This window comes from Bacillus sp. GW823-FHT06A10 (assembly GCF_058795375.1).
This window is the reverse complement of record NZ_JBXAHT010000001.1, coordinates 1,711,514-1,737,177: the sequence shown is the minus strand read 5'-3', so window position 1 is coordinate 1,737,177 and position 25,664 is coordinate 1,711,514. Positions and strand designations below refer to the sequence as shown.

Annotated in this window: 26 protein-coding genes and 3 pseudogenes; 7 read left to right on the top strand and 22 right to left on the bottom strand. The window is 33.3% G+C overall.

Going from position 1 to position 25,664, the window contains the following annotated elements:
- Nucleotides 1-186: 186 nt before the first annotated feature.
- The 4 genes and pseudogenes from AC1Q8M_RS08745 to yqeK form a co-directional block, all read right to left on the bottom strand.
- On the bottom strand, nucleotides 187-1,035 hold the full coding sequence (locus tag AC1Q8M_RS08745) for a GNAT family N-acetyltransferase (RefSeq protein ID WP_000617067.1): 849 nt from the start codon (nucleotides 1,033-1,035) through the stop codon (nucleotides 187-189).
- A gap of 143 nt (nucleotides 1,036-1,178) precedes the next feature.
- The gene (gene mtnN / locus AC1Q8M_RS08740; RefSeq protein ID WP_141533131.1) at nucleotides 1,179-1,916 is read right to left on the bottom strand and encodes a 5'-methylthioadenosine/S-adenosylhomocysteine nucleosidase; all 738 of its coding nucleotides are present in this window, start codon (nucleotides 1,914-1,916) and stop codon (nucleotides 1,179-1,181) included.
- Nucleotides 1,913-2,587: pseudogene (locus AC1Q8M_RS08735) on the bottom strand (DUF3885 domain-containing protein). The gene mtnN and the pseudogene AC1Q8M_RS08735 overlap by 4 nt, the downstream one beginning before the upstream one ends.
- A 13-nt stretch (nucleotides 2,588-2,600) precedes the next feature.
- Complete coding sequence (gene yqeK, locus AC1Q8M_RS08730) at nucleotides 2,601-3,209, bottom strand: bis(5'-nucleosyl)-tetraphosphatase (symmetrical) YqeK (protein ID WP_097996858.1); 609 nt, start codon at nucleotides 3,207-3,209, stop codon at nucleotides 2,601-2,603.
- A gap of 192 nt (nucleotides 3,210-3,401) precedes the next feature.
- Between yqeK and AC1Q8M_RS08725 the strand changes: the two genes are divergently transcribed.
- From AC1Q8M_RS08725 to AC1Q8M_RS08715, 3 genes are all read left to right on the top strand, one after another.
- Entirely contained in the window at nucleotides 3,402-4,097 is a 696-nt protein-coding gene (locus AC1Q8M_RS08725; RefSeq protein ID WP_098366213.1) for a response regulator transcription factor, read from the top strand.
- The gene (locus AC1Q8M_RS08720; RefSeq protein WP_098400626.1) at nucleotides 4,087-5,244 is read left to right on the top strand and encodes a sensor histidine kinase; all 1,158 of its coding nucleotides are present in this window, start codon (nucleotides 4,087-4,089) and stop codon (nucleotides 5,242-5,244) included. Before AC1Q8M_RS08725 ends, AC1Q8M_RS08720 begins: the two co-directional genes overlap by 11 nt.
- A gap of 175 nt (nucleotides 5,245-5,419) precedes the next feature.
- A complete protein-coding gene (locus AC1Q8M_RS08715) occupies nucleotides 5,420-6,436 on the top strand; it encodes a D-alanyl-D-alanine carboxypeptidase family protein (protein WP_098366200.1) in 1,017 nt (338 codons plus the stop codon).
- A 61-nt stretch (nucleotides 6,437-6,497) separates the two neighbouring features.
- On the opposite strand, the pseudogene AC1Q8M_RS08710 reads toward AC1Q8M_RS08715, so the two are convergent.
- A pseudogene (locus AC1Q8M_RS08710) lies at nucleotides 6,498-6,608 on the bottom strand (DinB family protein); the annotation flags it as partial.
- A 165-nt stretch (nucleotides 6,609-6,773) separates the two neighbouring features.
- Here AC1Q8M_RS08710 and AC1Q8M_RS08705 point away from each other — a divergent pair.
- Together AC1Q8M_RS08705 and AC1Q8M_RS08700 are read left to right on the top strand one after the other, a co-directional pair.
- Entirely contained in the window at nucleotides 6,774-6,911 is a 138-nt protein-coding gene (locus AC1Q8M_RS08705) for a DUF3956 domain-containing protein (protein ID WP_000376554.1), read from the top strand.
- 706 nt (nucleotides 6,912-7,617) lie between these two features.
- Entirely contained in the window at nucleotides 7,618-8,226 is a 609-nt protein-coding gene (locus tag AC1Q8M_RS08700; RefSeq protein ID WP_000136053.1) for a hypothetical protein, read from the top strand.
- 270 nt (nucleotides 8,227-8,496) lie between these two features.
- Here AC1Q8M_RS08700 and AC1Q8M_RS08695 read toward each other — a convergent pair whose 3' ends face one another.
- Both AC1Q8M_RS08695 and AC1Q8M_RS08690 read right to left on the bottom strand, forming a co-directional pair.
- Nucleotides 8,497-9,030 carry a GNAT family N-acetyltransferase gene (locus AC1Q8M_RS08695; protein WP_000990089.1) on the bottom strand — a complete coding sequence of 178 codons (534 nt, stop codon included), beginning with the start codon at nucleotides 9,028-9,030 and terminating at the stop codon, nucleotides 8,497-8,499.
- A 105-nt stretch (nucleotides 9,031-9,135) separates the two neighbouring features.
- Complete coding sequence (locus tag AC1Q8M_RS08690) at nucleotides 9,136-9,492, bottom strand: hypothetical protein (protein WP_000535577.1); 357 nt, start codon at nucleotides 9,490-9,492, stop codon at nucleotides 9,136-9,138.
- A gap of 562 nt (nucleotides 9,493-10,054) precedes the next feature.
- On the opposite strand from AC1Q8M_RS08690, the gene AC1Q8M_RS08685 reads away from it, so the two are divergent.
- Nucleotides 10,055-10,492: a hypothetical protein gene (locus AC1Q8M_RS08685; protein WP_218012775.1), complete on the top strand. Its 438-nt coding sequence runs from the start codon at nucleotides 10,055-10,057 to the stop codon at nucleotides 10,490-10,492.
- 276 nt (nucleotides 10,493-10,768) lie between these two features.
- Here AC1Q8M_RS08685 and AC1Q8M_RS08680 read toward each other — a convergent pair whose 3' ends face one another.
- The 8 genes from AC1Q8M_RS08680 to AC1Q8M_RS08645 all read right to left on the bottom strand — a co-directional run bounded on the left by AC1Q8M_RS08680 (nucleotide 10,769) and on the right by AC1Q8M_RS08645 (nucleotide 19,954).
- Nucleotides 10,769-12,709 carry an AMP-binding protein gene (locus tag AC1Q8M_RS08680; protein ID WP_065228864.1) on the bottom strand — a complete coding sequence of 647 codons (1,941 nt, stop codon included), beginning with the start codon at nucleotides 12,707-12,709 and terminating at the stop codon, nucleotides 10,769-10,771.
- A gap of 49 nt (nucleotides 12,710-12,758) precedes the next feature.
- Nucleotides 12,759-14,300 carry an acyl-CoA carboxylase subunit beta gene (locus AC1Q8M_RS08675; RefSeq protein ID WP_000886744.1) on the bottom strand — a complete coding sequence of 514 codons (1,542 nt, stop codon included), beginning with the start codon at nucleotides 14,298-14,300 and terminating at the stop codon, nucleotides 12,759-12,761.
- Nucleotides 14,301-14,302: 2 nt separating this feature from the next.
- Nucleotides 14,303-15,091, bottom strand: a complete 789-nt coding sequence (locus AC1Q8M_RS08670; RefSeq protein WP_000939814.1) for an enoyl-CoA hydratase — start codon at nucleotides 15,089-15,091, stop codon at nucleotides 14,303-14,305.
- A gap of 4 nt (nucleotides 15,092-15,095) precedes the next feature.
- A complete protein-coding gene (gene mvaB, locus AC1Q8M_RS08665; protein ID WP_000775435.1) occupies nucleotides 15,096-16,007 on the bottom strand; it encodes a hydroxymethylglutaryl-CoA lyase in 912 nt (303 codons plus the stop codon).
- A 21-nt stretch (nucleotides 16,008-16,028) separates the two neighbouring features.
- Entirely contained in the window at nucleotides 16,029-16,244 is a 216-nt protein-coding gene (locus tag AC1Q8M_RS08660) for an acetyl-CoA carboxylase biotin carboxyl carrier protein subunit (RefSeq protein ID WP_001987345.1), read from the bottom strand.
- A gap of 26 nt (nucleotides 16,245-16,270) precedes the next feature.
- The gene (locus AC1Q8M_RS08655) at nucleotides 16,271-17,608 is read right to left on the bottom strand and encodes an acetyl-CoA carboxylase biotin carboxylase subunit (RefSeq protein ID WP_086422377.1); all 1,338 of its coding nucleotides are present in this window, start codon (nucleotides 17,606-17,608) and stop codon (nucleotides 16,271-16,273) included.
- A 15-nt stretch (nucleotides 17,609-17,623) separates the two neighbouring features.
- Entirely contained in the window at nucleotides 17,624-18,769 is a 1,146-nt protein-coding gene (locus AC1Q8M_RS08650) for an acyl-CoA dehydrogenase (RefSeq protein WP_000397279.1), read from the bottom strand.
- 216 nt (nucleotides 18,770-18,985) lie between these two features.
- The gene (locus AC1Q8M_RS08645; protein ID WP_001248644.1) at nucleotides 18,986-19,954 is read right to left on the bottom strand and encodes a YbgA family protein; all 969 of its coding nucleotides are present in this window, start codon (nucleotides 19,952-19,954) and stop codon (nucleotides 18,986-18,988) included.
- Between the two features lie 233 nt (nucleotides 19,955-20,187).
- Between AC1Q8M_RS08645 and AC1Q8M_RS08640 the strand changes: the two genes are divergently transcribed.
- Complete coding sequence (locus AC1Q8M_RS08640; protein ID WP_098662226.1) at nucleotides 20,188-20,487, top strand: WGxxGxxG family protein; 300 nt, start codon at nucleotides 20,188-20,190, stop codon at nucleotides 20,485-20,487.
- 121 nt (nucleotides 20,488-20,608) lie between these two features.
- Here AC1Q8M_RS08640 and AC1Q8M_RS08635 read toward each other — a convergent pair whose 3' ends face one another.
- The 7 genes and pseudogenes from AC1Q8M_RS08635 to AC1Q8M_RS08605 all read right to left on the bottom strand — a co-directional run bounded on the left by AC1Q8M_RS08635 (nucleotide 20,609) and on the right by AC1Q8M_RS08605 (nucleotide 25,602).
- Nucleotides 20,609-21,262 (bottom strand): TetR/AcrR family transcriptional regulator, encoded by a 654-nt coding sequence (locus AC1Q8M_RS08635; protein WP_098662225.1) that lies wholly within the window; start codon nucleotides 21,260-21,262, stop codon nucleotides 20,609-20,611.
- Between the two features lie 24 nt (nucleotides 21,263-21,286).
- Nucleotides 21,287-22,306, bottom strand: a complete 1,020-nt coding sequence (locus AC1Q8M_RS08630) for an ABC transporter permease (RefSeq protein ID WP_097997831.1) — start codon at nucleotides 22,304-22,306, stop codon at nucleotides 21,287-21,289.
- Complete coding sequence (locus tag AC1Q8M_RS08625) at nucleotides 22,303-23,028, bottom strand: ABC transporter ATP-binding protein (RefSeq protein ID WP_001187075.1); 726 nt, start codon at nucleotides 23,026-23,028, stop codon at nucleotides 22,303-22,305. The genes AC1Q8M_RS08630 and AC1Q8M_RS08625 overlap by 4 nt, the downstream gene beginning before the upstream one ends.
- Nucleotides 23,029-23,216: 188 nt before the next feature.
- Nucleotides 23,217-23,468: a hypothetical protein gene (locus AC1Q8M_RS08620; RefSeq protein ID WP_000548621.1), complete on the bottom strand. Its 252-nt coding sequence runs from the start codon at nucleotides 23,466-23,468 to the stop codon at nucleotides 23,217-23,219.
- Between the two features lie 214 nt (nucleotides 23,469-23,682).
- A complete protein-coding gene (locus AC1Q8M_RS08615; protein WP_098662224.1) occupies nucleotides 23,683-24,525 on the bottom strand; it encodes a metallophosphoesterase in 843 nt (280 codons plus the stop codon).
- 396 nt (nucleotides 24,526-24,921) lie between these two features.
- Nucleotides 24,922-25,023, bottom strand: a pseudogene (locus AC1Q8M_RS08610) (DUF2179 domain-containing protein); the annotation flags it as partial.
- Nucleotides 25,024-25,041: 18 nt separating this feature from the next.
- Entirely contained in the window at nucleotides 25,042-25,602 is a 561-nt protein-coding gene (locus AC1Q8M_RS08605) for a GNAT family N-acetyltransferase (RefSeq protein ID WP_098855372.1), read from the bottom strand.
- Between the last annotated feature and the right edge of the window lie 62 nt (nucleotides 25,603-25,664).

Here is a 25,664-nt window from a genome sequence, read left to right as displayed (position 1 = left end):
CCCCTCCCATCGTATCTATTCTACATAAAATTAGAATATTATACAAAGAAAATTATTAGTATGAAATTGACAATTTAAAAAATAACTTAAGGATAAACAAAATCCCTCGCATTATAAATTATAGTTACGGAGCATTTACCAACATAACAGCAAAATAAAAAGCGAAAAGAATAAATCTTTCCGCTCTTAGAGTAATAAATACATTTCATATTGTGCTAAAGAATTCTTTTCAAATCTACATTTCTTTAAAAAACCCTCCAGTAAATTATTGTTAGGAAACCCAATTGATAAACTTGATAAATGTAATTCTTCTCTTGCTACTTCTAATAATTTCATCCCAACACCAATATTTCTATAATCTTTATCTACGAAAATAAAACTAATTTTACCTTCTTCATTTACACATAGAGAGCCTTTTAAGTCATTAGTGACATATGCACCATAAAATACATTATTTGTTTTTTCGATATAATCAACATCATTTTGCCAATTTATATGGAAGTTTAACCATTTCTGAATTTCATCTTTAAAAGTTGGAAATTCTAATTGTTTTACTTCAATATCCTTACAATCTTTATTCATTATTTTAGTCAAATCATTTAAATTATAATAAGAAAGATCGTACACTTTTTCATAGCCCAACTTATTATAAAAATGAATCGCTCGGTCGTTTCCTACAATGACTTCGAGAAAAAGTTGCTTACATCCATGTTGAATCGCCTCTTCTTTATGCAGTTCAAATAATTTTTGACTCACACCAATACCTCGGTAATTAGGATGAACCGCTAATGTTCCACAGCGCATAGTCTTTATACTTTCATAATCCTTTATACCACCTAATATTACGCCAACTGATTTGTCACCGTCTAAAGCAAGAAAAGAATGTTCTAGCAAATTACCTTCTGGTCCCAAAAAACGGTGTATAAAATCACCTTTTGAAACTTCCATCTTAATAATATAATCGGAAAATCCATCTTTAAAAGCTTCATATACTAAATCAATATTTACTTCACTACATCTTTTATATTGAATCATATAAAATTGCCCTCCAATTGCTTGTATTAACCGCAACATGTACCCATATAATATATTCCATCTATTATAAATTTCAGCTCTTAATTTGAAATGAACGGACATTTCCCTACATATAACCCACTATTAATTTGTTTTATAACAAACTATCTATTATTTACTACATTAATCTCATAAACACGCAAAAAAGCAATTAAATGCTCACATGCTCTTTCGCATGCTAGCATTTTAAAGATTTTTTGTTCTTCTTTCGTTTTATCATTTGCTTGATCTGAAGCAGCTTTTAAACATAGAAATGGTTTTTTATTTATTTGGCATACATAGGCGAAAGCTGCTACTTCTTGATCAACTGCCAATGCTCCATATACGGTATGGAGTAAATATCTCATTTCTGAACTACGAATACGTTGATCTCCGGATAAAAATGTACCGAAATGTATTGGATCATATGATCGTATTTTTTTTATTCTTTTTACAAGTGATTTTGTTGTTTCAATAGGTGCTGTTCTACCGTTATATAAATTAAAAACATCTTCCCCTGAGCCAGCTGCAGTAACATCGTGTTGTATTGCGTTTAGTGCCACTACAATATGACCGTTTTTCACCTTGTTTGATAAACTTCCGCATATTCCTGTCATAAACAACTCATCTGGCTGAAACTCACTAATTAACAATTGTACACAACTAGCGCAGCTTACTTTACCAACACCAGTAACAACTGATATAATTTCCAGCTCATTAATAGTATGAAAATGAAATTCCCAAGCTGCTCTTTTTTCAACACGTTCACTCGGATAATGTTGATGCAAATACGTCAGTTCTGGTTCCCATGCAGATACTATTGCAATACGTTTCATTACACGCTTCACTTCCCCTATTGTCATTTAAATAAGTTATCTATACTTTCTCGTTCATAATCTGGAATCCATTCTTTGTATTTCTTATATAAATCTCGTATTATTTCTTTATTCTTCGCAATTACTTTACATCCTCTATCATCACACATAAACATGACAATATCTTTCGTTGCATTTATGAGAAATACATCTGGATAAGAAATTTCTTTTTTTCGTCCAAATCGAGGATACAGAGCAGAGAAATCCTCGTGATTAGCAGCTTGTATAAGCAATTCATACTTAATATCTTCCGCAAGACATTTTAAAGAAAAATGATATGTACAATATAAATCTGCTTCTTCATCTTCAAATAGAAACGGTAACGTTTCTTATCTTATATGAAATCTTAAATCTCTTTTCTTAATATATTTATTGTATACATTTATTTTCTGTGGAGTTTTTATGTTTTCCTTTTTAAATCTATAAACATTTGTCACTACAAACACTACATCTTCTTTTGAAAATATGTCTTCAAATAAGAATTTATTATATGTATATAGTTGAGAAAAGTATTCCATATTTAAATCGTCGGTTCCTTCTACAATTTGATATTTATCTTTTCCGAAATCAAAATGTAAATGATTTCCCCACTGAGAATATAAGTAGGGTCCTAATGTAACTCCTGGAAATGTTTGATTCATATATTCTTTTAATTGCATTTCCTTGTCCTTTCTACTGTAAAATTCCTTTTAAATCCCAGTATGCTTCTTCTAGCCACGGATGTATAACTTTCAATGTATCTTTCCTTTCCCACAAATATGAAATATATACAAAAGCTGCTTTTTCCAAAGATTTTTCCAATCCTTTTTTTATTTCTATTAAATATGGTGGTGTCCCGTTTTGATCCCATTCTATTTTATCTGCAACAAATAATACTAAATCCATCTTCGTTGCATGTTTACGCAACGTTGTATGGCAACAAATTGCATTTAAAATTTCTTCATTTTCTACTTTAAATATTTCTTTTGCGATTACTCTCGATAATTTTTGATGAATAATCATAGGAAACTTTTTTTCTGCTTCCACTATCTCTACCCCAAACTCTTCAGCAACTGCAATCCTCTCCTCGTTCGGAAAAATGCCACTAATATCATGTAAATATCCTGCAATTGCTGCTTTTTCTTTATCTACGTGAAACTTTTCTGCAATCTTTTTTGCCTCATTTGCCACACGAATTGAATGTTTATATGTAAACTCTTTATTATATTTTAGTAGAAAGGCTTTAATATCATTTTCTATTTTTCCAGTTGGAGTAAATGAATATATATCACTATATAACATAGAAAATCCCCCTTATAACTAACTTACATTATAATGTAGAATCTAAATATCCTTTTTATTTTATATTCGATATTAATCTTTTTACTCCTTTTTAATACGTTACATGAAATTTTATACAAAATCATCGCTACAAGTACATAAATGTTTGATATTATAGTAATGTTGATGATTTGTAAGGAAAGGAACTACACAATGAATAAAAACATATTAATTATTGATGATGATAAAGAAATTGTTGAATTACTTGCTGTTTATTTGCGAAATGAAGGCTATAACATTTATAAAGCTTATGATGGCGATGAAGCATTGCAAAAGGTTTCTACATATGAAGTTGACCTTATGATTTTGGATATTATGATGCCAAAACGAAACGGATTAGAAGTTTGTCAGGAAGTACGTGAAAATAATACTGTACCAATTCTAATGCTTAGTGCAAAAGCAGAAGATATGGATAAAATATTAGGCCTTATGACAGGTGCCGATGATTATATGATCAAACCATTCAATCCATTAGAATTAGTAGCTAGAGTGAAAGCTTTATTACGAAGATCCGCTTTCCAAAATGCTACTTCGCAAAAGAATGAAGATGGTATTATTCGTATTCGCTCTGTTGAAATACACAAACATAATCATACAGTTAAAGTAAATGGAGAGTATATTAAACTAACCTCTATTGAATTCGATATTTTATATTTACTTGCGAGTAATACAGGAAGAGTATTTAGTTCAGAAGAAATTTTCGAACGCGTTTGGAATGAAGATGGTTATGGTTCAAATAAGACGGTAATGGTCCATATTAGCAACTTACGAGATAAACTTGAAACAGTAATGAATGGAGAAAAATTGATTCATACTGTTTGGGGAGTTGGCTATAAAATTGAGAAATGAAGCATTTGATATATTAAAAGATATTCCTAAATGGAAACTTATTTTTTGGCTTTTATTAGCTATCACACTCACTCCTATTACTGAACTAATTATTTATCGCCTCGTTACGAGTGTAATTGAGAGTTCACTTACTCTAACTGAACTCGGTAAAGAATTCATTCGAATTTTTGGTTATGAAAAGTATAAAGGGATTAAAGAGTCTTTATGGATCATGATTGTATCTTATTTGTTTTTATTTTCTATTTTTTCATCCTATCTTTACATTTTTTATCGTCACGAGAAAAAACTTTATTATGAAACTTGTATAAAAAAAATGATAGAAGAAATTCGTTATATTGCAAATGGAAACTTCAATCATAAAGTTTCTATTGTAAATCATAATTATCTAGAAGAATTAGCAATCGGGGTCAATGAAATTGTTGAACAATTAAAAGTCTCCATTGATGAAGAAAGACAAGCGGAACAAGCAAAAAGTGAACTTATTACAAATGTATCACATGACTTACGCACCCCCCTTACTTCTATAGTTGGATACGTAAATTTAATCCATCATGATAATTATAGAGATGAAGTGGAATTGCGATACTATATTCAAGTCATTTACGATAAAGTAACTCGTCTTAATGCATTAATGAATGACTTGTTCGAATATACACGTGTTCAAAATAAAGAATTAAGCTTGTATTCTGTTCCTATTGATATTGTAGAGTTACTTGGACAATTAACTGTTCAATTCCGCATACAGGTTCAAGAAGCTAATATAGAATGTCGGCCTTCTTTCCCGTCTCAAAAGCTTATGGTATTAGCTGATGGTGACAAATTAGTGCGTGTGTTTGAAAATCTTATTATAAACGCTATCGCTTATGGAAGCGAAGGTCGCTATATTGACCTTACTGCTTATGAAAGCAATAATATGATTACAATTGATATAACAAATTACGGACAACCTATTCCTAGTACGGATTTACCTCATATTTTTGAACGTTTTTACCGCGTTGAGAAATCTCGCTCTACAAACACTGGTGGATCTGGACTTGGATTAGCAATTGCAAAAAGTATAGTCGAGTTGCATAAAGGAACAATTGAAGTATATAGTGATGACGAAAAAACAACATTCACTGTAAAACTACTTCCATACAAATGTTAATATTACAAAGAAAAAGTTCAATTTCTTATCATATAAGAAATTGAACTTTTTCTATTATTTCCCTAAATTTAATAATCCTTTATAATTCTTTAGAAATTCTTTACCTTTTCTTTCTTCCTAATTAAGCATTCCTTTTTACAATACTATTATTGATGTCATAATAGGAGGATCACTTATGCAATTCTTAAAAAAATTCGCTATTTTATTATTATCTTTTTTCATTACTGCACTTATCGTTTTATATTTTTATCTTTATGTAAATGGTCCGATTATTCAAGCTAAATCAGCTATTTTAATAAATGCTAATTCAGGTGAAATTGTTTATAAAAAAAATGAAGACACCCCAGTACAATCAGCTACTTTATCTAAATTAATGACGGAATATATCGTATTGGAACAACTAAATGATAGAAAAATACAGTTAGATGACTTCGTACAAATAAGTAACGAAGTTTTCCGAGTAGAAACAAGCCCTATACAAGTAACATCGAATGATAAAACAACGGTTCGTGATTTACTTCATGCATTGCTACTGGCAGGGAATAATCGTTCTGCACTCGCTCTAGCAGAACACATTGCTGGAAATGAAGATAACTTTACAATATTAATGAATAAAAAAGCAAAAGAACTACAGTTATTACAACCATCTCCATTTCTAAACTCTACTGGAATTAATCATGATACAAATAAACAATCAACTACAACAGCAATAGACGCAGCTAAACTAGCTGCACGATTAGTAAAAGATTTTCCAGATGTATTGAATATTACGAAACTAACCTCTTACCAATTTACCTTCAAAGATTCCCAGGTTTTCAATACGAATAAAATGATATATTCCCTTAATGAAAACATTAAACTTCAAGGTGTTGATGGCTTACAAACTAGTTTTTCAACTAACGGTAATTATAGTTTTGTCAGTACAGCAAAACTAGGAGATACTAGACTAATTTCAGTAATATTAGATGCAGATGAAGAAAACATCTCATTTATTGAAACAAAAAAGTTGCTACAGTATGGTTTTGATCCTTCCTCGTACTCTGCACTCCAAGCTTTTAAAGACACCCTTACATCTTGGACAATATTGCTTCAGTTTAAAAACTTAATTATACAAACTATAATGATTTTCTTAATCATTACCACCTTAATGTTTTTACATATACGTCAGAAAAAATCCGAGGATTTCAATTAAGAAATCTTCTTATATATAAAAACCGACTTGCGCTTGAGATGCAAGTCGGTTTTTAATTCTATCATCCTCGTCCAATCAAATTTGCTGAAACTGGTTGCAAGTTTAACTCCCTCGCCCATATAGATAGCTGACCAATATGATGGATTTCATGTACGATTACATGTCTTAAAACCTATGTTTTTTGAGGCATACATCCATCTCTGTTTCCTTTCGTTGTATTCGTTTGTTTAGTTTAAATGGGTTAATCTATTAATTCTATTAAATCCAACAATTGAACTATTACACTTTAAAGTTCTATTCATATACTATAGTAGATTACTAGAAAGGAGGTTTAACTATGGATAGTTGCGTTGTATTTGTAAACGGACAACCTTTTTTAGTTCTTTCAGTAGCTGGTATTGAAATTGCTAGATTAGAGATTTCCCTTCAAGTAGCATTAGCTCTAAGAGTGCTTGGGATACCAATCTGTGATTAATTACCAAATTAATAAGAAAAGAGGGCATTAGCCCTCTTTTTTTATTTTCTTCTCACCTTTTCTTAACAACAAATAAAATTTAAATTTTATTTGTTATATTGTAATGAAAATCCGAAAAATCAACCCATTTTATTCAATAAAAAAGAGCACCACCCATACCTCATTATCCGTTTCTATAATATTCAAGTTTGATTAATAATAAAATTAAAGTATATGAACGTTACATGAAACACTTGTTAAGATAGCTCTCCTTCACACTATTTATTTCGCTGACGCTATATGCACACAATGATTAACTTTTTATACGGCTTATTTTAAGTGTGCTTGCCAATACTTTTACTTGTATGTTCTATACACTCATTCTCTACGGTATACTGATACCAACTTATATTTTTTGATGAGGGCCCATTTCCCTATATCCCTCTTTATTTCCATGTACTTTTTTTCTCAAATCCAAGCTAAATAATCTATATTGTTATCTTTTAAAATCAGCTCACTATCTGATTATATTAATAACCTATCACCTGGTAAAATCCTATTACCTAATTTATCTTCAATTGAATGGTCCATCATTTATACTTACGGATTGGCTTTCCCGTATCTATTGTGCATGGATATTGGATTTTCTAGCATCTAGCTCATTTCTTTAAAAATGTCGGATTTTTCGTCTATTATTAAATGAATAATGTTTGGAAGGGGATATAATATGACAGAAATTAAAGTAGGGCTTACACAATTTTTAGACTTCACACTGAAAGGTAGTACAGCTAAAACAACCTTTATAAAAAATCTAAAATCCCAACCTGAATATCAACCAGCTTTTGATTACTGGAAACAATTACGAGAAACTGTTATTAAATTTCATCAAAACAAACTATCTTTTGAATATTTCGAAACATTAGTACAAACGGTTGATCAGAAAAAAAAACAAAACTACATTGATGTCATAAAGCAATACAAAAAATTCATTAAAAATAAAGACATCTCTTGGTTTGATCCAGGTAAATCACATTGGAAATCAGATGATTTAATCGTCCGTTCATCACCTGAACTTGGCTTATTCATTAATAATGAGCCACATCTTATCAAACTGTTTTTCAAAGGAAAAAAAGAGCGAATTGATAAGTACAACATTAACTCGACACTTACACTATTAAATGAATCAACATTTTCAAATGAACGAAACGATGTGAATTATACGGTACTTAACATCCAAAAGAACAGAATGTATACGAATAACTCTATTAATAATAATCATTTAGTAGCGCTTAAATCAGAAGCTAACCAGTTTTGCTATATATGGAATAATCTATAAAGGTTACTATTCATCCCTTTTAATACCTTGTTGATGCATACTTTAGTTACAATTTTTACAGATTCATTCAGTTTCGTTTAATTAGGGCTCACCCTCTTATTCCTCAGAAACAATGCAGGTGGGCCTTTTTCAAAAATGGTTTCTTTGTCAGTTTTAACATACTAGCTCTCCCCCGAAACAGCTGCAATTGAAATTATTTTTGTTTTATTATTCACTATACCCACCAAGCCCCTTTTGTTAACATAATATAATTATAAATTACTATCGTTGCTACTTCTTCCATTCATATTCTAACATACTCATTTCCCATAAATTCCAATACGTTTCTCCTACTCTTTTTGACTCTCTTAATAAGCCTTCTTTTACAAACCCTATTTTTTCGTAACATGAAATGGCCGATATATTAAAATCATACACACCAAGAGTTACTCTATGTAGTTTTAATTCGTCAAAAGCAATATGAAGTACTGCTTTCATCATATGTTTTCCTATAGAACGTCCCCTCATCTTCGTATTACCAACTAATACTTTTCCAATTCTAGCGGACTTATTAATATTATCTATTTGCCCAAGCGAAATATGACCAATAACGTCTGAAGTCTCTTCATCTACCACTTTGAAAGCGAGTGTATTTGCACTTTCTATATACTTCTCTAATTGCTGTTCGTCTAAAGGGAATGTGAATGCATTTCCTGACCATTGTATTAGAAATTCTTCGGAATTAATCCAATTTATTAATTGTTTAAAATCAGATTTTTTAAAGGTTTTTAGTTTAATCACTTCCATGCTCCTTTCGTACATCATACTTTATAACCTCAAACTTATTTCTATATAAAGAATATATTCTCCTTTTATATGAAATTAAAATAAAGCCATTCATGTGAATGGCTTTACAAAAAAGCAGCATAATTATGCCTTGTTTGCTACATCAATACCATTAAAATCAAAGTCAGCAGTAACCGTTGTAACAGGTGGGAAAATTGCTTCAATTTTACAAATGGAAATAATTACTCCAACCGATCCAGGAATAGCCGCAAGCCTAACTACATCACAACTTACAGACGAAACAGTACCTACATAAGTACGTCCCTCTGTATTAATTTGAACTGTTCGATTAATTAATTTCTTAAGTTCATCTCTAATTCCTTGTACACAAGAATTATCACATTTCTCATGCTGTTCTTTTTTACACTCTTCGAATACTTCCCAACAATCATCTTGTTTACATGTACACTTCTTTTTACAATTATTAAATCGAGAACCCAATACCTCACCCCCTAATCCTTTCTATTAGTAAAGTATGTCCACTAGCTTAAAAGGGTACGAGGCAAACACATAAAAAGAAAAAAACAAACAATTGTACCAAACCTTCTTTTCATTATTCATTATAAAAACAGACTTCTCCTAATTAAAATCTTGTTTAATGAGCGGCCGTGAATTTAGTCCTACTCCATTTAATGTTTAGACACCACTTTCTAAAACAAATCTTTTTCTTTTAATAAGACGCCCCTTAAAAACACACTAGATTTTCCCATTAACTCACATATACATAGACTTTATTTGTGGATTTCCCATTTTTCATTGTGAAATATACATTTAAAAAGCGTACTCAAAAATAAGATATTATTTGTAATCAGAACATTTTCTTCAATAAATGTTTATTGAAAAATACCATAACTAGTAGTAGTTCTCTCCACTTTCTCTTAAAAATTAGCATAGTTTGTATGAATTCTATATCGAGTAGAAGACACTCTATCATATAAAGATAAAATAGTAGGTTAATAAACAAGCCATTTTTTTATTAAAACATAGAATAATATGAACACTATTGAAAGGAGGTAGAAATAAATGTCCTGGAAAAATGATTGCTGGAGTTCTCAGAAAAAGCATTGTTGTGATGATTGGTGGAAATCTAAAGAAAAGCATCATTGTGATGATGATTGGAGTTCTCAGAAAAAGCATTGTAATGATGATTGGTGGAAATCTAAAGAAAAGTGTCATTGTGATGACGATTGGAGTTCTCAGGAAAAACATTGTAATGATGATTGGTGGAAATCTAAAGAAAAGTGTCATCATGATGATGATTGGAGTTCTAAACGAAATAAGTGTCGTTGTAAATGTTTCTTTATTTGTTGCCATTGTAAAAGAAAAAATTGGTAATGTTTTTAATGTCAACGTAAAGAAAAAAATATGTCTTTTGGAATCAATCAGGCTTTTCCGGAAAGTTGATCCCTCACCTACTTCCTTGCTTTCGCTGAATTTTTAGGTGGGGGCATTACTGCCCGGCAAATAGCGAGATAAATACTAGGATGTAATATATAAAGGTTTAAACCGGCATATAAGCAGTCGCGCTTTGTCATCACCTTGTTGTTGTAAATTAGTATTTCTCCATTGAATAGACATTCCATAATATCGTATTTTGATTAAAACAAAAAACATACTTAACACCAATAGTAGAATTTTTCTTCTTCATCAACTTCACTTCTTCTCTTTTTATAAACATAAAAAAGGATCTCTATTTATATAGAGATCCTTTCTAATTTTATAATTTACTAGACTGTAACCCCTGAATAAACGGAACTACTTCAGGATTTACAAGTGAAGACAAATCACCTAATTCTTTTCCTAAGTAAGCTGCTTTAATAACACGGCGCATTACTTTAGAATTACGTGTTTTCGGTAAATCTTCTACAACGTGGATGTCTTTAGGACACAACGCTTTTCCAATATGAGAGTTTACTAAACTCATTAATTCTTTCTTTAATTCCCCTGTGAATGTTACATGGTCTCTTAACACTACAAAACAATGACAAACTTCACCTTTTACTTCGTCAGGTACACCAATTGCAGCAGCTTCGATTACATCGTTATGTTTCACAAGAATAGATTCATATTCAGCAGGTCCAATACGTTTACCTGCAATATTTAACGTATCGTCTGAACGCCCTGTGATGATATATTGTTCACCATCGTAAATGACCCAGTCACCGTGGACCCATTTATTTTCAAAACGTGACCAATATGTGTTCACGTAACGTTCATCATCTTCCCAGAAGCTTTTCGTCATACCTACCCAAGGTTTCTCTAAGCATAATTCTCCGACTTCATCTCGAATTGGTTTACCTTGATCATCCAGTACGACAGCTGCCATTCCTGGTAAAGATGCGTTAAAACTAATCGGTGCGATTGGCTTAATAAGAACATTGCCGAAAATCCCACCAGAGATTTCAGTTCCACCTGAGTAGTTACAGATTGGAACATTTCCTTTTCCAACTGTTTCAAACAGCCACATCCATGGATCAGGATTCCAAGGTTCTCCTGTTGATGCGAATACTTCCAAACTCTTTAAAGAATGTTTATTGACATACTCATCACCTTTTGCCATTAATGCTCGGATTAACGTTGGCGAAATACCTAGATGAGTAATTTCATATTTATCAACTGTCTCCCATAACCGGTCTGCTTCTGGGAAGTCTGGAACACCTTCGTACATAACCATCGTTGCTCCATTAATGAGTGAACCGAATAATAGAAACGGCCCCATCATCCAGCCCATATCAGTTACCCATAATACACGATCACCTTGTTTAATATTCATTCCAAATCCTGCATCAAAAGCTGCTTTCAAAGGAAATCCTGCATGCGTGTGTACTGTTCCTTTCGGCTTACCAGTCGTTCCTGATGTATAAATGAGCATTAATGGATCATCACTTTGCATTTCCTCGGCATGTATGAATGGTTTTTCTTTTTCTAGCGTATTCCACGAAAAGTCATAGTTATGTGGTATAAAATCATTTCCTGCATGACGAACGATAACAACTTTTTCAACAGTTGGGCAATGTTCACAAGCTTTATCTACTTCATCTTTTAAAGAAACAATTTTACCGCGGCGTGAAAATCCATCTGCGGTAATAATCATTTTTGAACCTGCCGCTTGCACACGTGTCATAACTGCATCAGACGCAAAGCCTGAGAATATTGGTGAAATAATTGCTCCAATTTTCATTACAGCTAGCATCGCAACAACTGTTTCTGGAATCATCGGCATATAAATTGTTACACGGTCACCTTTTTCAATACCCGCGTGTTTCAAACCATTGGCAACACGGCTTACCCAGTTATCAAGCTCTTCATATGTAAATGATTTTGAAGTTCCATTTTCTCCTTCGTACTGAAGTGCTGGCTGTATTCTTGTCTCTTCATCCGCAAGCCAGCGGGATAAAGCTGATTCTACAACGTTACATGTTCCGCCATTATACCACTGTGCAAACGGTGTACCATTTTCTAAATCTAACACTTCTGTATAAGGTTTCATCCATTGATAGCCAACTGCTTTTTCTGCCTCTCCCCAAAGCCAAGCTGTTTCCTCAATAGATTTATTATAAAAAGTTTCATAGTCTTCATATCCCAATGATTTCATCCAACTATATAAACGTGTTTTTTCCTTGTACTCTTCTGTTGGAAACCAAACTGCTTGTTTCAATGTTTTCCCCTCCTTAACTTTTTGAGCAAGAAAGCCCTAAATAGGGCTTTTAAACTGGATATACAGGATGTTTACGATCCGTGAATACTTGATATTTACTCATATACATTTCGAAACGTCCTTTTAACTCTTCACGTAAATTGTTTGGATGAACAATACCATCAATCACCATCTCTGATGCTAAATGATAAATATCAATATCTTTCTTATACTCTTCACGTTTTTCAGCAATGAAGCTAGCACGCTCTTCTTCTGGTAAAGCTGCAATTTTATTTGCATATACAGCATTGACCGCAGCTTCTGGACCCATTACCGCAATAGAGGCTGTCGGTAATGCCAGGCAGCAATCTGGTTCAAATGCTGGACCTGCCATCGCATATAAACCAGCACCATATGCTTTACGAACAACGATAGAAATCTTCGGTACAGTTGCTTCACTCATTGCAGAAATCATTTTTGCACCGTGGCGAATAATACCAGCACGCTCTACTTTTGTACCGATCATAAATCCTGGTACATCCGCAAGGAATAATAATGGAATATGATATGCGTCGCATAAATTAATAAACTTAGCAGCTTTATCAGCTGAATCATGGAATAATACGCCGCCCTTCATACGCGGCTGATTTGCAATAATACCAACTGGCTTACCATCAATACGTGCTAAGCCTGTAATTAGCTCTTGAGCAAATAATTTTTTTACTTCATAGAATGAACCTTCATCAATAACTCTATTAATGAGATCTTTCATATTGAAAGGAGCATTTTGATTTTCTGGAATGATTTGTTCTAACGTTTTATCGAATTGTTTCGGTTCTTGGGGTGTAACCAATGGAGTCTTTTCTAAGTAGTTATTTGGAAAATATGAAATGTATTGCCTTGCTTGTGTAATCGCATCTTCTTCTGTCTTACATAAAACATCTCCGCATCCTGATACAGAGCAATGCATACGAGCTCCGCCCATCTCTTCTAAAGTTACCTTCTCACCGATAACCATCTCAGCCATACGAGGAGATCCTAAATACATAGATGCATTTCCTTCTACCATCATTACAACGTCACAAAAGGCTGGAATATACGCACCACCAGCTGCAGAAGGTCCAAATAACAAGCATACTTGAGGAACTTTACCTGATAACTTCACTTGATTATAGAAGATTCTTCCTGCACCGCGGCGCCCTGGGAACATTTCTACTTGATCTGTAATACGTGCTCCAGCAGAGTCGACTAAATAAAATAACGGAACACGTAGTTTTTCAGCTGTTTCTTGAATACGTAAAATCTTTTCAACTGTGCGTGATCCCCATGATCCAGCTTTTACAGTAGAATCATTGGCCATTACACACGCAGTACGACCATGTATTTTACCCGTTGCCGTTACAACGCCATCCGCAGGTAAGCCTGTTTGTTCACAGTTAGCAAATAATGCATCTTCTACATATTCGCCATTATCAAATAGAAGCGCTAAACGATCTCGAACAAATAATTTTCCTTTTGCTTTATTTTGCTCATGATATTTCGGTGCCCCGCCTTGTTTAATTGTTTCAACTCGTTCTTCAAATGAATTAGATTGTTGTTTTTGGTCTAACATATTTACTCCCCCTTATACATCGGTTTGCGTTTTTCTTTGAATGCCTGTAATCCTTCTATTCGATCTTTCGTATGGATTACACCTTCATACGCTTGTTTTTCCATTTGTAATCCGGTATGTAAATCAACTTGAATACCATTTGAAATTGCCTCTTTTGCTAATCGAACAGCAATCGGTCCATTACTAGCAATTTTCTCTGCTATTTCAATCGCTTTCTCTTCAAGTAAATTAGCTGGTACAACAAATTCTACTAAACCGTATTCTTTTGCTTCTTGCGCTGAAATACGTCTACCTGTATAAATTAATTCTTTCGCTCTACCAACACCAATTAATCTCGGTAAGCGCTGTGTACCACCTGCTCCTGGTATAATTGCAAGTGTCGTTTCAGTAAGACCAAGACTTGCAGATTCAGCAGCAATTCTAAAATCACAAGCTAAACTTAATTCCGTACCACCACCAAGTGCAATTCCATTTATAGCAGCAATAACTGGCTGTGGTAATTGTTCAACCATCTCCATAGTAGTGCGAATCATACTAACAGCATGGCGAACTTGTTCTTCGTTCATATCGGCACGCTCTTTTAAATCTGCACCAGCACAAAATGCTTTTTCACCAGCACCAGTCAAAATAACTACACGCACGTTTGAATCTTCACTTATTTGAGTTAATATAGTTTGTAATTCATCTAATAATGCTAAAGATAATGAGTTTGCTTGTCTTTCACGATATAACGAAATCTTTACAACGTGAGGTGTTACATAATCAACTGAAATGTTTTGTAATTGTAGCATCTTCTCACCTACTTATCGTTTTATGTTGAAGCGCTCTATACACATGACTCGGTAATTGGATATTTAATTTACTTTGAATAAATTGACTTGCTCTCAATAACTTCTCTTCATCAATATTCGTTTGGACTCCTAACTTATGGAGCATATGTACTAGGTCATCAGTAGCAACATTACCTGATGCTCCTGGTGCATAAGGGCAGCCCCCGAGTCCACCACAAGAACTATCAAACGTTTTAATACCGTATTCTAATGATTTAACTACATTCGCTAGAGCCATTCCATACGTATTATGAAAATGCATTGCAAACTGCGAAGCATCATACTTCTTTAATAGATGTTCTAATACTTGTTCTACTTGTAATGGATTCGCTACACCGATTGTATCCCCAAGAGAAACTTCATAAATGCCGTATGAAAATAGTTGATTACATAATTCGTCAACTGCTGTGACACTTATATCCCCTTCATAAGGACATCCAAATACAGTAGAAACATAGCCTCTTACCTTTTTCCCTTCGAATAATGCCTGTTTTGTTATATCTTCAATTACAACTAATGCTTCTTTAATCGATTTATTAATATTACTTTTATTATGAGATTCACTTGCTGATAAAAAAACATTCACCTCATCTACATTTTGCAAAAAAGCTCGTTCCAAACCATTTTGATTCGGAACAAGCGCAGCATATGTAACATTTGGGTCCCTTTTCAGCTCAGAAAATACATCATTTGCATCTGCTAATGCAGGGACCCATTTTGGGTGAACGAATGAGGAAACTTCAACATACGACAATCCTGCTTCTGTAAGTAGTTGAATCCATTTTACTTTATCTTTTGTGCCAACAATCTTTTTTTCATTTTGTAAGCCATCACGTGGCCCGACTTCTTTAATGACAGCAAAATTAGGTAGTTTCAATTCGCTTCCCCCTATATCTCCCTATTCAATTTCTAATAATACATCTCCTTCATTTACAAAATCGCCTTCTTGCACATTAATTTTCATAACTGTGCCAGCTTCTTCTGAAATGATTGGAATTTCCATTTTCATAGATTCCAAAATGACGACATCCTGCTCTTCCTCTACTGTATCTCCTACTCCTACAACAATCTTCCAAACGTTTCCTGCCATCGATGCGTATACTTTCGTCATCATTTTTTCCCCCTTAATATTGTTAAATCTTATTTTTTAACGAGTTGTTTCGTTACAAACCCCGTTGTATAAATACCCTCTTTGAACACTTCGTCTTCCAAAACTTGCAGTAGCATTGGCGTGTTCGTTTTAATACCTTCTACTTTTAATTCTTCTAGAGCATCATGTAATTTCGAAATTGCTTCTTCACGAGTCTCGCCATGTGCAATGACTTTCGCAATCATTGGATCATAGAAAGGTGTAATCGTTACATGATTTTCTAAGAAGTGATCAATCCGTACATTTGACGGTAATGTTAAATCTGTAATTTTCCCAGGTGATGGGAAGAATGTTTTCGGATCCTCTGCATAAATACGAGCTTCAATGGCATGACCACTACGTTTTACATCATCCTGAGTAAATGATAGTTTCTCTCCACTTGCGATAAGGAGTTGCTGTTCTACAAGGTCTAATCCCGTAATTTCTTCTGTCACTGGATGCTCTACTTGTAATCTCGTATTCATCTCTAAGAAATAGAAGTTCTTCTGATCATCTACAAGAAACTCAACTGTACCTGCATTTGTATAGCCAAGTGCTTTGGCAGCTTGTACAGCAACTTCTCCCATCGCCTTTCGTGTACCTTCATCTAAAAATGGTGAAGGTGCTTCTTCGATTACTTTTTGATTTCGGCGCTGTACCGAACATTCACGCTCCCATAAATACACTGTGTTACCATGTGTATCTGCTAAAAGCTGAATTTCAATATGATGCGCATCTGCTATATATCGCTCTAAATACATTTCTCCGTTACCAAAGAAGTTTTGCGCTCTTGTTTTATTACTTTCAAACGCTTTGGTGAGCGTTTGCTCAGTTTCCATCAACTGCATACCAATGCCTCCGCCGCCTGCGGATGCCTTAAGCATTAAGGGATAACCAATTTGTTTTGCAATTTCAATTGCTTCTTCAGCAGTTTCAATATTTGTAGTAATACCTGGGACTACTGGGACATCTGCTGCTTGCATTGCGATACGTGATTCGATTTTACTTCCCATCTTCGTAATGATTTCTGCTGAAGGACCGATAAATACGATTCCTTCTTCTTTGCAACGAACCGGAAAAGACGGATTCTCTGATAATAAACCATAACCCGGATGAATCGCTTCTGCATTTGTCTTCTTAGCTATTTCAATAATTTTTTCAAGGTTTAAATAACTTTCTTGAACACGCGGTCCACCTACTAAGTAAGCTTCATTTGCCATCTTCACATGAAGGGCATTTTCATCTGCTTCAGAATAAATAGCAACAGTGCGTATGCCAAGTTTTTGACAAGTTTTCATAATACGAACAGCAATTTCCCCGCGATTCGCAATTAATATTTTTTGAAACATAGTGATTCCTCCCTTTTATCTACATCCTAAATGTCTAGCAATTACGAGACGTTGAATTTCAGAAGTTCCTTCACCAATTTCTAATAGTTTCGCATCACGAATATGTCGTTCAACTTCATATTCACGCATATAACCATATCCACCATGAATCTGTACTGCTTGATTCGCAATACGGCTTGCTGCTTCCGATGCAAATAGTTTTGCCATTGCCGCTTCTTTGCCGAAAGGTTTATCGTTATCTTTTAACCAAGCTGCTTTATGTACTAAATTGCGTGCTAGCTCTACTTCAGTCGCCATATCAGCTAATTTAAATTGAATCGCTTGGAAATTAGAGATTGACTTTCCAAATTGTTGACGTTCTTTCGCATATTGTAATGCACGTTCAAAGGCTGATTGCGCAATACCAACTGCCAATGCAGCGATTGAAATACGCCCTCCATCAAGTGTATATAAAAATTGTTTAAAGCCTTTATTTACATCACCAAGAATATTTTCTTTCGGTACACGAACACCATCAAGTACAATTTCACAAGTATTAGAAGCGCGAACACCCATCTTATCGTAAGGACTTGAAATCGTTAATCCTTCACTCGTAGTAGGCACGATAAATGCAGAAATACGTTTTCTACCATTCTCTTCAATACCGTTGACAGCGGTTACAATAATTGTATTTGCATACTCTGCGTTTGTAATCCAACACTTCTCACCACTGATTACATACTCATCACCATCTAATACCGCTTTCGTTTGAGTACCACCTGCATCTGATCCAGCATTCGGCTCCGTTAATCCGAAGGCACCTAATGTTTTACCTGACGCCATTGGAACTAAATACTTTTGTTTTTGTTCTTCTGTACCGAAATAATAAATTGGAGAAGCACCTAATGAAATTGTTGCAGCATAGCTTAAACCGGTGCCACCACAAGCGCGACCAATTTCTTCAACTGCTAAAGCATACGATACTGTATCGCCACCTGAACCTCCATACTCTTCTGGGAATGGGATGCCTAGTAATCCTAGTTCGCCCATTTTTTGAAATGTTTCATATGGAAACTCTGCAGTTTTGTCATAATATACAGCTTTCGGTGCGATTTCCTTTTCAGCAAAGTCACGTACCATTTCTTTAATCATTTGTTTTTCGCGAGTTAGAGTAAATTCCATTCCGCTACACACCCCTTATCGAATATTGAGTTTCGACAGCGTGCGAGTTTCTACTACAAACATAACAACTTAAAAGACAAGAATATTAGTTAGACAATTGCTATAATTCTGTCATAACTTAATTTTAAAACAGATTCTGTACTAATGCACAAAAAAATTCCTACATTGTTCTACAACAACATAGGAGGTTTTGTGTCGAATTATGTAATTTATTGTTTAATAATCTCTACCTTTTCCGGAATCAGAAATTTCTACTAATGCTTCAGGATATGGTTCGAAATATGTTTGTCTTAATAAATACTTTTCATCAAATCGAATAGCCCATGATTTTAAAATTGTAAGTAAACTACTAAGTGGTATTTTCTTTTCTGCATACTTTTGTAACAGTTCTATAAAATGATCTTTTTCTTGTTTTTTTAACTTTGTTTTAAAATATCCAAAAATGTGCTCGCATACATTTACATTCGATGTATAACGGGGCGCACGCATAAATAATTCATATAAAGTCTTCTCATAGTTTTCAAATACCACTTCAATCTTTTCATTTTTTTGATTTGCAATTATACGACCTAATTCCTTTTGTTTCACCTGATTATATGCCATAAATAAATATTTATTATCCGACTGAAACGATACAAGTTCTTTCATATTTTTATTGTGTTTAATCATTTTGTAATATGCGATTGTAAATAGCCTTGTAAAGAAATGCTCTCTAATAATAAAATTCGACAATCTACCTTCCTCTTCAATAGGAAGATACGAAAAATTTTTTACTACTGCTCCGCCAAATAAGCCAGCTCCTTTTCCCTTTGCTGGCGCTTTTTCAAAACCAGAATAAATTTTCACATCACGCGTACCACAACTTGGTGAACGATTCTTTAAAATAAAACCATCCACATCCGATATCGTTTGTAAAAAGTCATTTGAAAACTGCTCCATTTTTTCAGTTACATCTTCTCGTGTCGACGGTTGCACAAGTCTATTCTCACCATTTTCTTCTACAATTCGTATCGTTTCACGAGGAGTCCCCAATCCAATCTCGACTTCTGGACAAACAGGGATAAATGTAACAAATGGCTGCAAATTTCGTATTGTTACATCTGGAATCATCTCTCCATTATAACGACAAGCATCAAATTCTAAACATTTACTTACGACGATTGTAGGTTTTGCAAATTGTCGCATCTTATTACCTCCTTATTACTAGTCCGTATAATATAAATTGTACTAAGATTAACATTTTAAGCAAAGTTTGATTCAGTTATTTTTATGAGAAATATAAATCCAATGATACATTAACAATCATTCAACTCTATTTTCTATAAATGTGCGCCCTATTAATGAGGGTTTAGATATTGTGAAATGAATAATACACACATGCTTCGGAGAAATTAATGATTAAGAAAGGAGGGATTGTTATGAAAAAGAAATTATCATCTATTTTGAGTGTTTTAACACTATCTATTATGTTTTTAGGTACATCTACGCATGCTGAATACGATGGAAATAATATGAATAGAGTTAATAACACTGATATTTCAACTCGAGTAAATGACAATAACTTAGACAGAGTTAATAATGATGTAAGAACTCGAAATGTAAATACAACAAATGATTTAAATGATAATCGTGATAAAAATAATAATTGGGCTTGGCTTGGTTTATTAGGACTAGCAGGATTATTAGGTCTTAGAAGAAGAGACAAAGAAACACGCTGATTTAGAATGTTTTTAGTAAACAAGCACTTATTTATCAAAAATATATAATGAAAATAAATCGCCTTTTTAAAGGCGATTTATTTTTACTTAAAAGTAATGTATGTAATTCACACTTCAACGATTAAAATCGTGGAGTTAATCCATACAATATAAATTGAATCGTATTTTCAATTTCCGCTTCATCATTCCATTTTTCTTCAGGCAATAATAAAAATCGTGTTAATAATAAACCTAATACAGCTGATAAAGTAAGACGTAGTACGGAAGATGGTGGTATCTCAATAATTTCCCCTTCTTCTTGAAATTTCACAATCAACTTTTTGAAATGTGAAAACAGTTCTGTTTCTACTAATTGCTGTATTTCATTTTTCAGTTCTGGTTGGAATGGCACCTCTTGAATTAATATTTTTATCATAGGAAAGTGTTTTTGAGCAAATTTAAACCTATTATGAATTACAACCCTTAAAAGTCTTTCATATGATTCATACTCCGATTTAAATATTTCTTTTGCAAAGGTTTGTACGAAAAATGGTGCAGCGAACTTAGTTAAAGTTGGCATTACGACCGCTAGTAATAAATCTTTTTTCGTCTTATAGTAGCGGAAGATTGTTCCTTCCGCTACACCAGCCCGTTTTGCAATTTCACTTGTTGAAGTTGAAGCGTATCCTTTTTTTCCAAACATATCAACAGCCGCCTCTAATATTCGCATTTGACGTTCATTTCTTTTATCCGTATTAGTTGCAGCTATTAATTCCTCCAGCCAATCCTTCTGCATTTATAAAGCTCCTTTTTGTCATTATTATATTTTGCGATGTTTCTTTAAAGCAAATACATTTCCTACTGCAAATAATATTGAAAAAAGTAATAATACAGTAAGATCTAATGCAATCTCTGTAAACCCTTGATTCCGAATCATCACTTGTCTCATTGCGTCAGCGCCGTATGTGAGTGGAAATACTTTCCCTAACATTTGTAGCCACTTGTTCATAGATTCCATTGGAAACAATCCAGAAAAGAAGATTTGTGGCACAATAACAAGCGGTATAAATTGAATCATTTGAAATTCATTATTTGCGTATGCCGATAAAAACGTACCTAATGTTAGTGCAGTTAAAGAGAGCATACATGTAATAAGTAGCGTTAGCCATATAGAGCCAGCTACGTATAAATCTAAAATATAAACGGAAAAACTTACGATAATAATGGATTGTATAAAGGCAAAGATTCCAAAACCAATAATATAACCTGCGACTATTTCCCATCTTCTTATTGGGGTGGATAATAACCTTTCTAGCGTACCACTTAAACGTTCTCTTACGAAGGATACACCTGATAATATAAATACAAAGAAAAATGTAAAGAAACCAATTAATACAGGACCAAGCCCATCAAACATCGTAAAGTCTTTAGAGCCATGTAAAAAATTTACTTCAGGTTTCATAATCGATACATCATTCTTCTCTGTGCTTTTTTGCAATACTTGAAGTACAGCACGATTTTTTGACGAATCACTACCTTCCAACAGAAGTTTCATTTTTCCATTCTCTATTCGAAGTATTGCATCTACCTTTTGTTTTTCTAACTCAGAAATCGCGTTTTCTTTACTGTATTCATAAATTGACGCTTCTTGATTTCTCATCACTTTTACTATTTGAGCGGGCATATCAACAACAGCAATTTGCGGTATATAGTCTTTTTGTGTAAACACTAGCGATAATAGCCAAAGTAATAACATTGGTGCCCCAAACATCATCGCTAACGAACGCTTATCTCGAAAAAATTGGCGAATAATACGAATGATTACACCAGTAACTCTCATGATGACACCACCTCTTCCAACAAAAAGACATCTTCAATCCGTCCAGATGACACGCGTTTTTTCAATTCTTCAGTTGTTCCAACCGCAACTAGTTTCCCTTCTCTAATTAATCCTAGACGCTCACAAAATTCAGCTTCATCCATAATGTGCGTCGTTACAATAATCGTTGTGCCTTTCTTTTTAAGATCATAAAATTTTTCCCAAATCGTTTTCCTAAGAAGCGGATCTATCCCCACTGTAGGCTCATCTAAAATTAATATTTCTGGTTCATGGAGGAGTGCTATTGCTAATGATAAGCGTTTTTTCATTCCACCTGAAAATTGTTGTACTTGCTTTTTCATATACTGTGACAATTGTACAAGTTCAAAAACCTCTGCAATTCTTGTCTTTTTACTTTTTCCCTTTAATCCATACATCGTTGCTATAAAATCTGCATTTTCATATGCTGACAATTCTTCATATAATGCATCCGCCTGGGCCATATAACCAATTCGTTTCATTTCATTTAAATTAGGCATATTAGTATTATTAACAAGTACTTCACCTTTCGTTGCCTCATTAATACCTGCAATCATTTTAATGAGCGTTGTTTTCCCCGATCCAGAAGGTCCAACAAAACCAAAAATCTCTGCTTTTTCAACTTGCAATGAAAGATTGTGTAACACTTCTTTTTTTCCAAAACTTTTTGATACAGTCCGTAAAATAATTGAAGGTTGTTGCACGTTTCATCCTCCTTTTCCAATAAAAATGAGTGAGTACTCACTTTTATTTTACTCTTGCTTAATTATATGTCAAACTTCGTTGATTAGTATGTATGTTCAATCACCGATATTAAAAAATGAAACAGAGTCGACATTAGAATTTCATTTCCTAAAGTCGACTCTGTTTCATTTAAACTATAAATTTCACTTTACGTTTTTAAATTCATATACTTCCGAATTCTAGCAACGTCTAAAGAATATTCGATAACTAATTGCTGTAACGGTAAAATAACTGTGTCAGGATATAAATGTGCATATTGTAATGTTTCTGCATATTTTTCTAACCTTTTTTCTAAATACTTTATTATTTGATCAGGATGACTTACTAATAAACATTTACAATAATAATGGATTTGTTCCTCAATCGCCGTGTATTCTTCAATTTCATATTCTTTATGCATGTGTACACCCCTTTAAGTTTTTTATATGAATTACTTATCACAATTTTCACTCGACAAATTTTAAGTTTTTTGATTATTTACACTATAACAAACACTGAGGGTCAAATTTTGTTACTTTATGTAACGTAGAAAATTTTTAACAAAATTGTAATGTTTACTCCTGCAAAATACAGAAAGCCCCTTTACTCATTTTTGTATAAAAAAATCGTACAGCTTAATTTAGCTGTACGACTACAATTTCTGGCCTATTCAAAATCCTTTGCGGAATGATACTATTTCCTAATCCTCTACTCACTACCATTGATGTATTTTGTTCTACATATAAACCCGCTGTATATTTAGGTAAAACACCTTGATTTGGCGCAACTAATCCTCCGATAAATGGCAATCTAACTTGCCCTCCATGAGCATGTCCCGATAAAACCAAATCCAACCTCTCATTCGTATATTCCTTTATAAATTCAGGCCGATGGGATAATAATACATTATATTTATCTGGCTGCATTTCAATTTTCGCTTTTTTAATTTCATCTATTATAATATTTCCTTCATCACGGTTTCCAGTAACAAACTCTGGATCATCAATACCGAGCAAGTTTATTTCTTGCTCACCCTTTCGAATGCCTACATGTTCATTCCTTAAAACATTGACATCATATTTCTTCAACTCTTTTTCTAAATTGTTATACTTTCCAGACCATTGTTCATGGTTTCCTGTCACAAAATATACAGGATATTTCTTTACAATTTCTCGTATTAATTGCATACTAACTTCTGCATCGTATGATTTACTGTCAATTAAATCACCCGTAATCGCAATAATATCTGGGTCTATACTTTTTATTTTTTGAATTAACACATCTTGATTATCGCCAAATTTTTCATTGTGTAAGTCTGAAATTTGTAGAATTTTATACCCTTTAAAAGAGGATGGTATTTTACTAGAGGTTATTTTAACCTCAGTTATACTTATTAAATTGTTCTGTAAATATAAAAAGATACTACAACCTACTAATGTAGCAATAAGTAATATACTTCTTTTAATCTTCTTGCTCATATTCCCTCCTAAAATCTTCATCAATACTACAATTCTCAAAAACATTTCAATAGATTATTCTTTTTATCTAACGGTTCTCTTTTAAAGTGAAATCGATTTAACTACGATAATCAAGTACAAGTTTCTAATTTTAGGAACTGAAGAACTTATATCACTCTGTTGAAGTAAACATGCCCGGTTCTGTTCTAATCGTAACTCTATCATATAACATTAAAGCCGAAATTCCCAAGTTAAGGAATTTCAGCTTTTTGAGTTCGTATGAATATCTTAGTTTTAGTTCTATGTATCTTGCCGTTGTACATCATAGTACATACCAGTTGTCTCTCTATATGTGGTGAGTTTTTTATCTTTTTCAATAATCAACTATGTATAAAACATTTAACTTAGTTAATACCCTTAATGAATATCATGCTTTTTAAAGTTTCCGCCTTGTACTTCCGCAACATCATATACAGTGACAAAGGCATTTTCATCAATTTCATGAATAAGTTCCTTCATTGTTTCTAAATTTTAAAATTATGTAGCGTCATTCCATTCAGACTTCAATATTGAATATTGATATTCATCAATCCACTGCCCTTTTAGCATGTAATTCTGTAATAAATGACCTTCTCTCCTCAACCCCACTCGTTCTAGTACAGAAATAGACTTATTATTTCGAACGTCCGAAAATGCAATCACTTTATGTTTCCGTAATGAATGAAATATGTAATTCAGTAAGGCACAAACAGCTTCAGTTGCATAGCCTTTCCCCTGATATTCTGGAGAAAGAGTAAATCCAATTTCTACGATGCGAGGTTCATTTACAAGTGTGTGACGTGCACAATCTCCAATTATTTTGTTATTTTCAGCCAAAGCAATTGCGAACTGGAACCAAGTACCTGGTAGATTAGGATTATTTTTAACTTGTTCATTTACAAACGTTTTAGCCTCATGATATTGATAATTAACCCATGACTGAAATTTAGCCACTTCTGGATTAGAACGATAAAAATGAAAGTAGTTAGTGTCATCCATACTAAACCTTCTCAAAACAAGACAATCTGTTCTCCAAAAGACTTGATTGTCATTCTCCATAACTATTCACCCTCTTTTCTACATTAATTATATCTTTATAATACATAGGTATAAATAGTTTA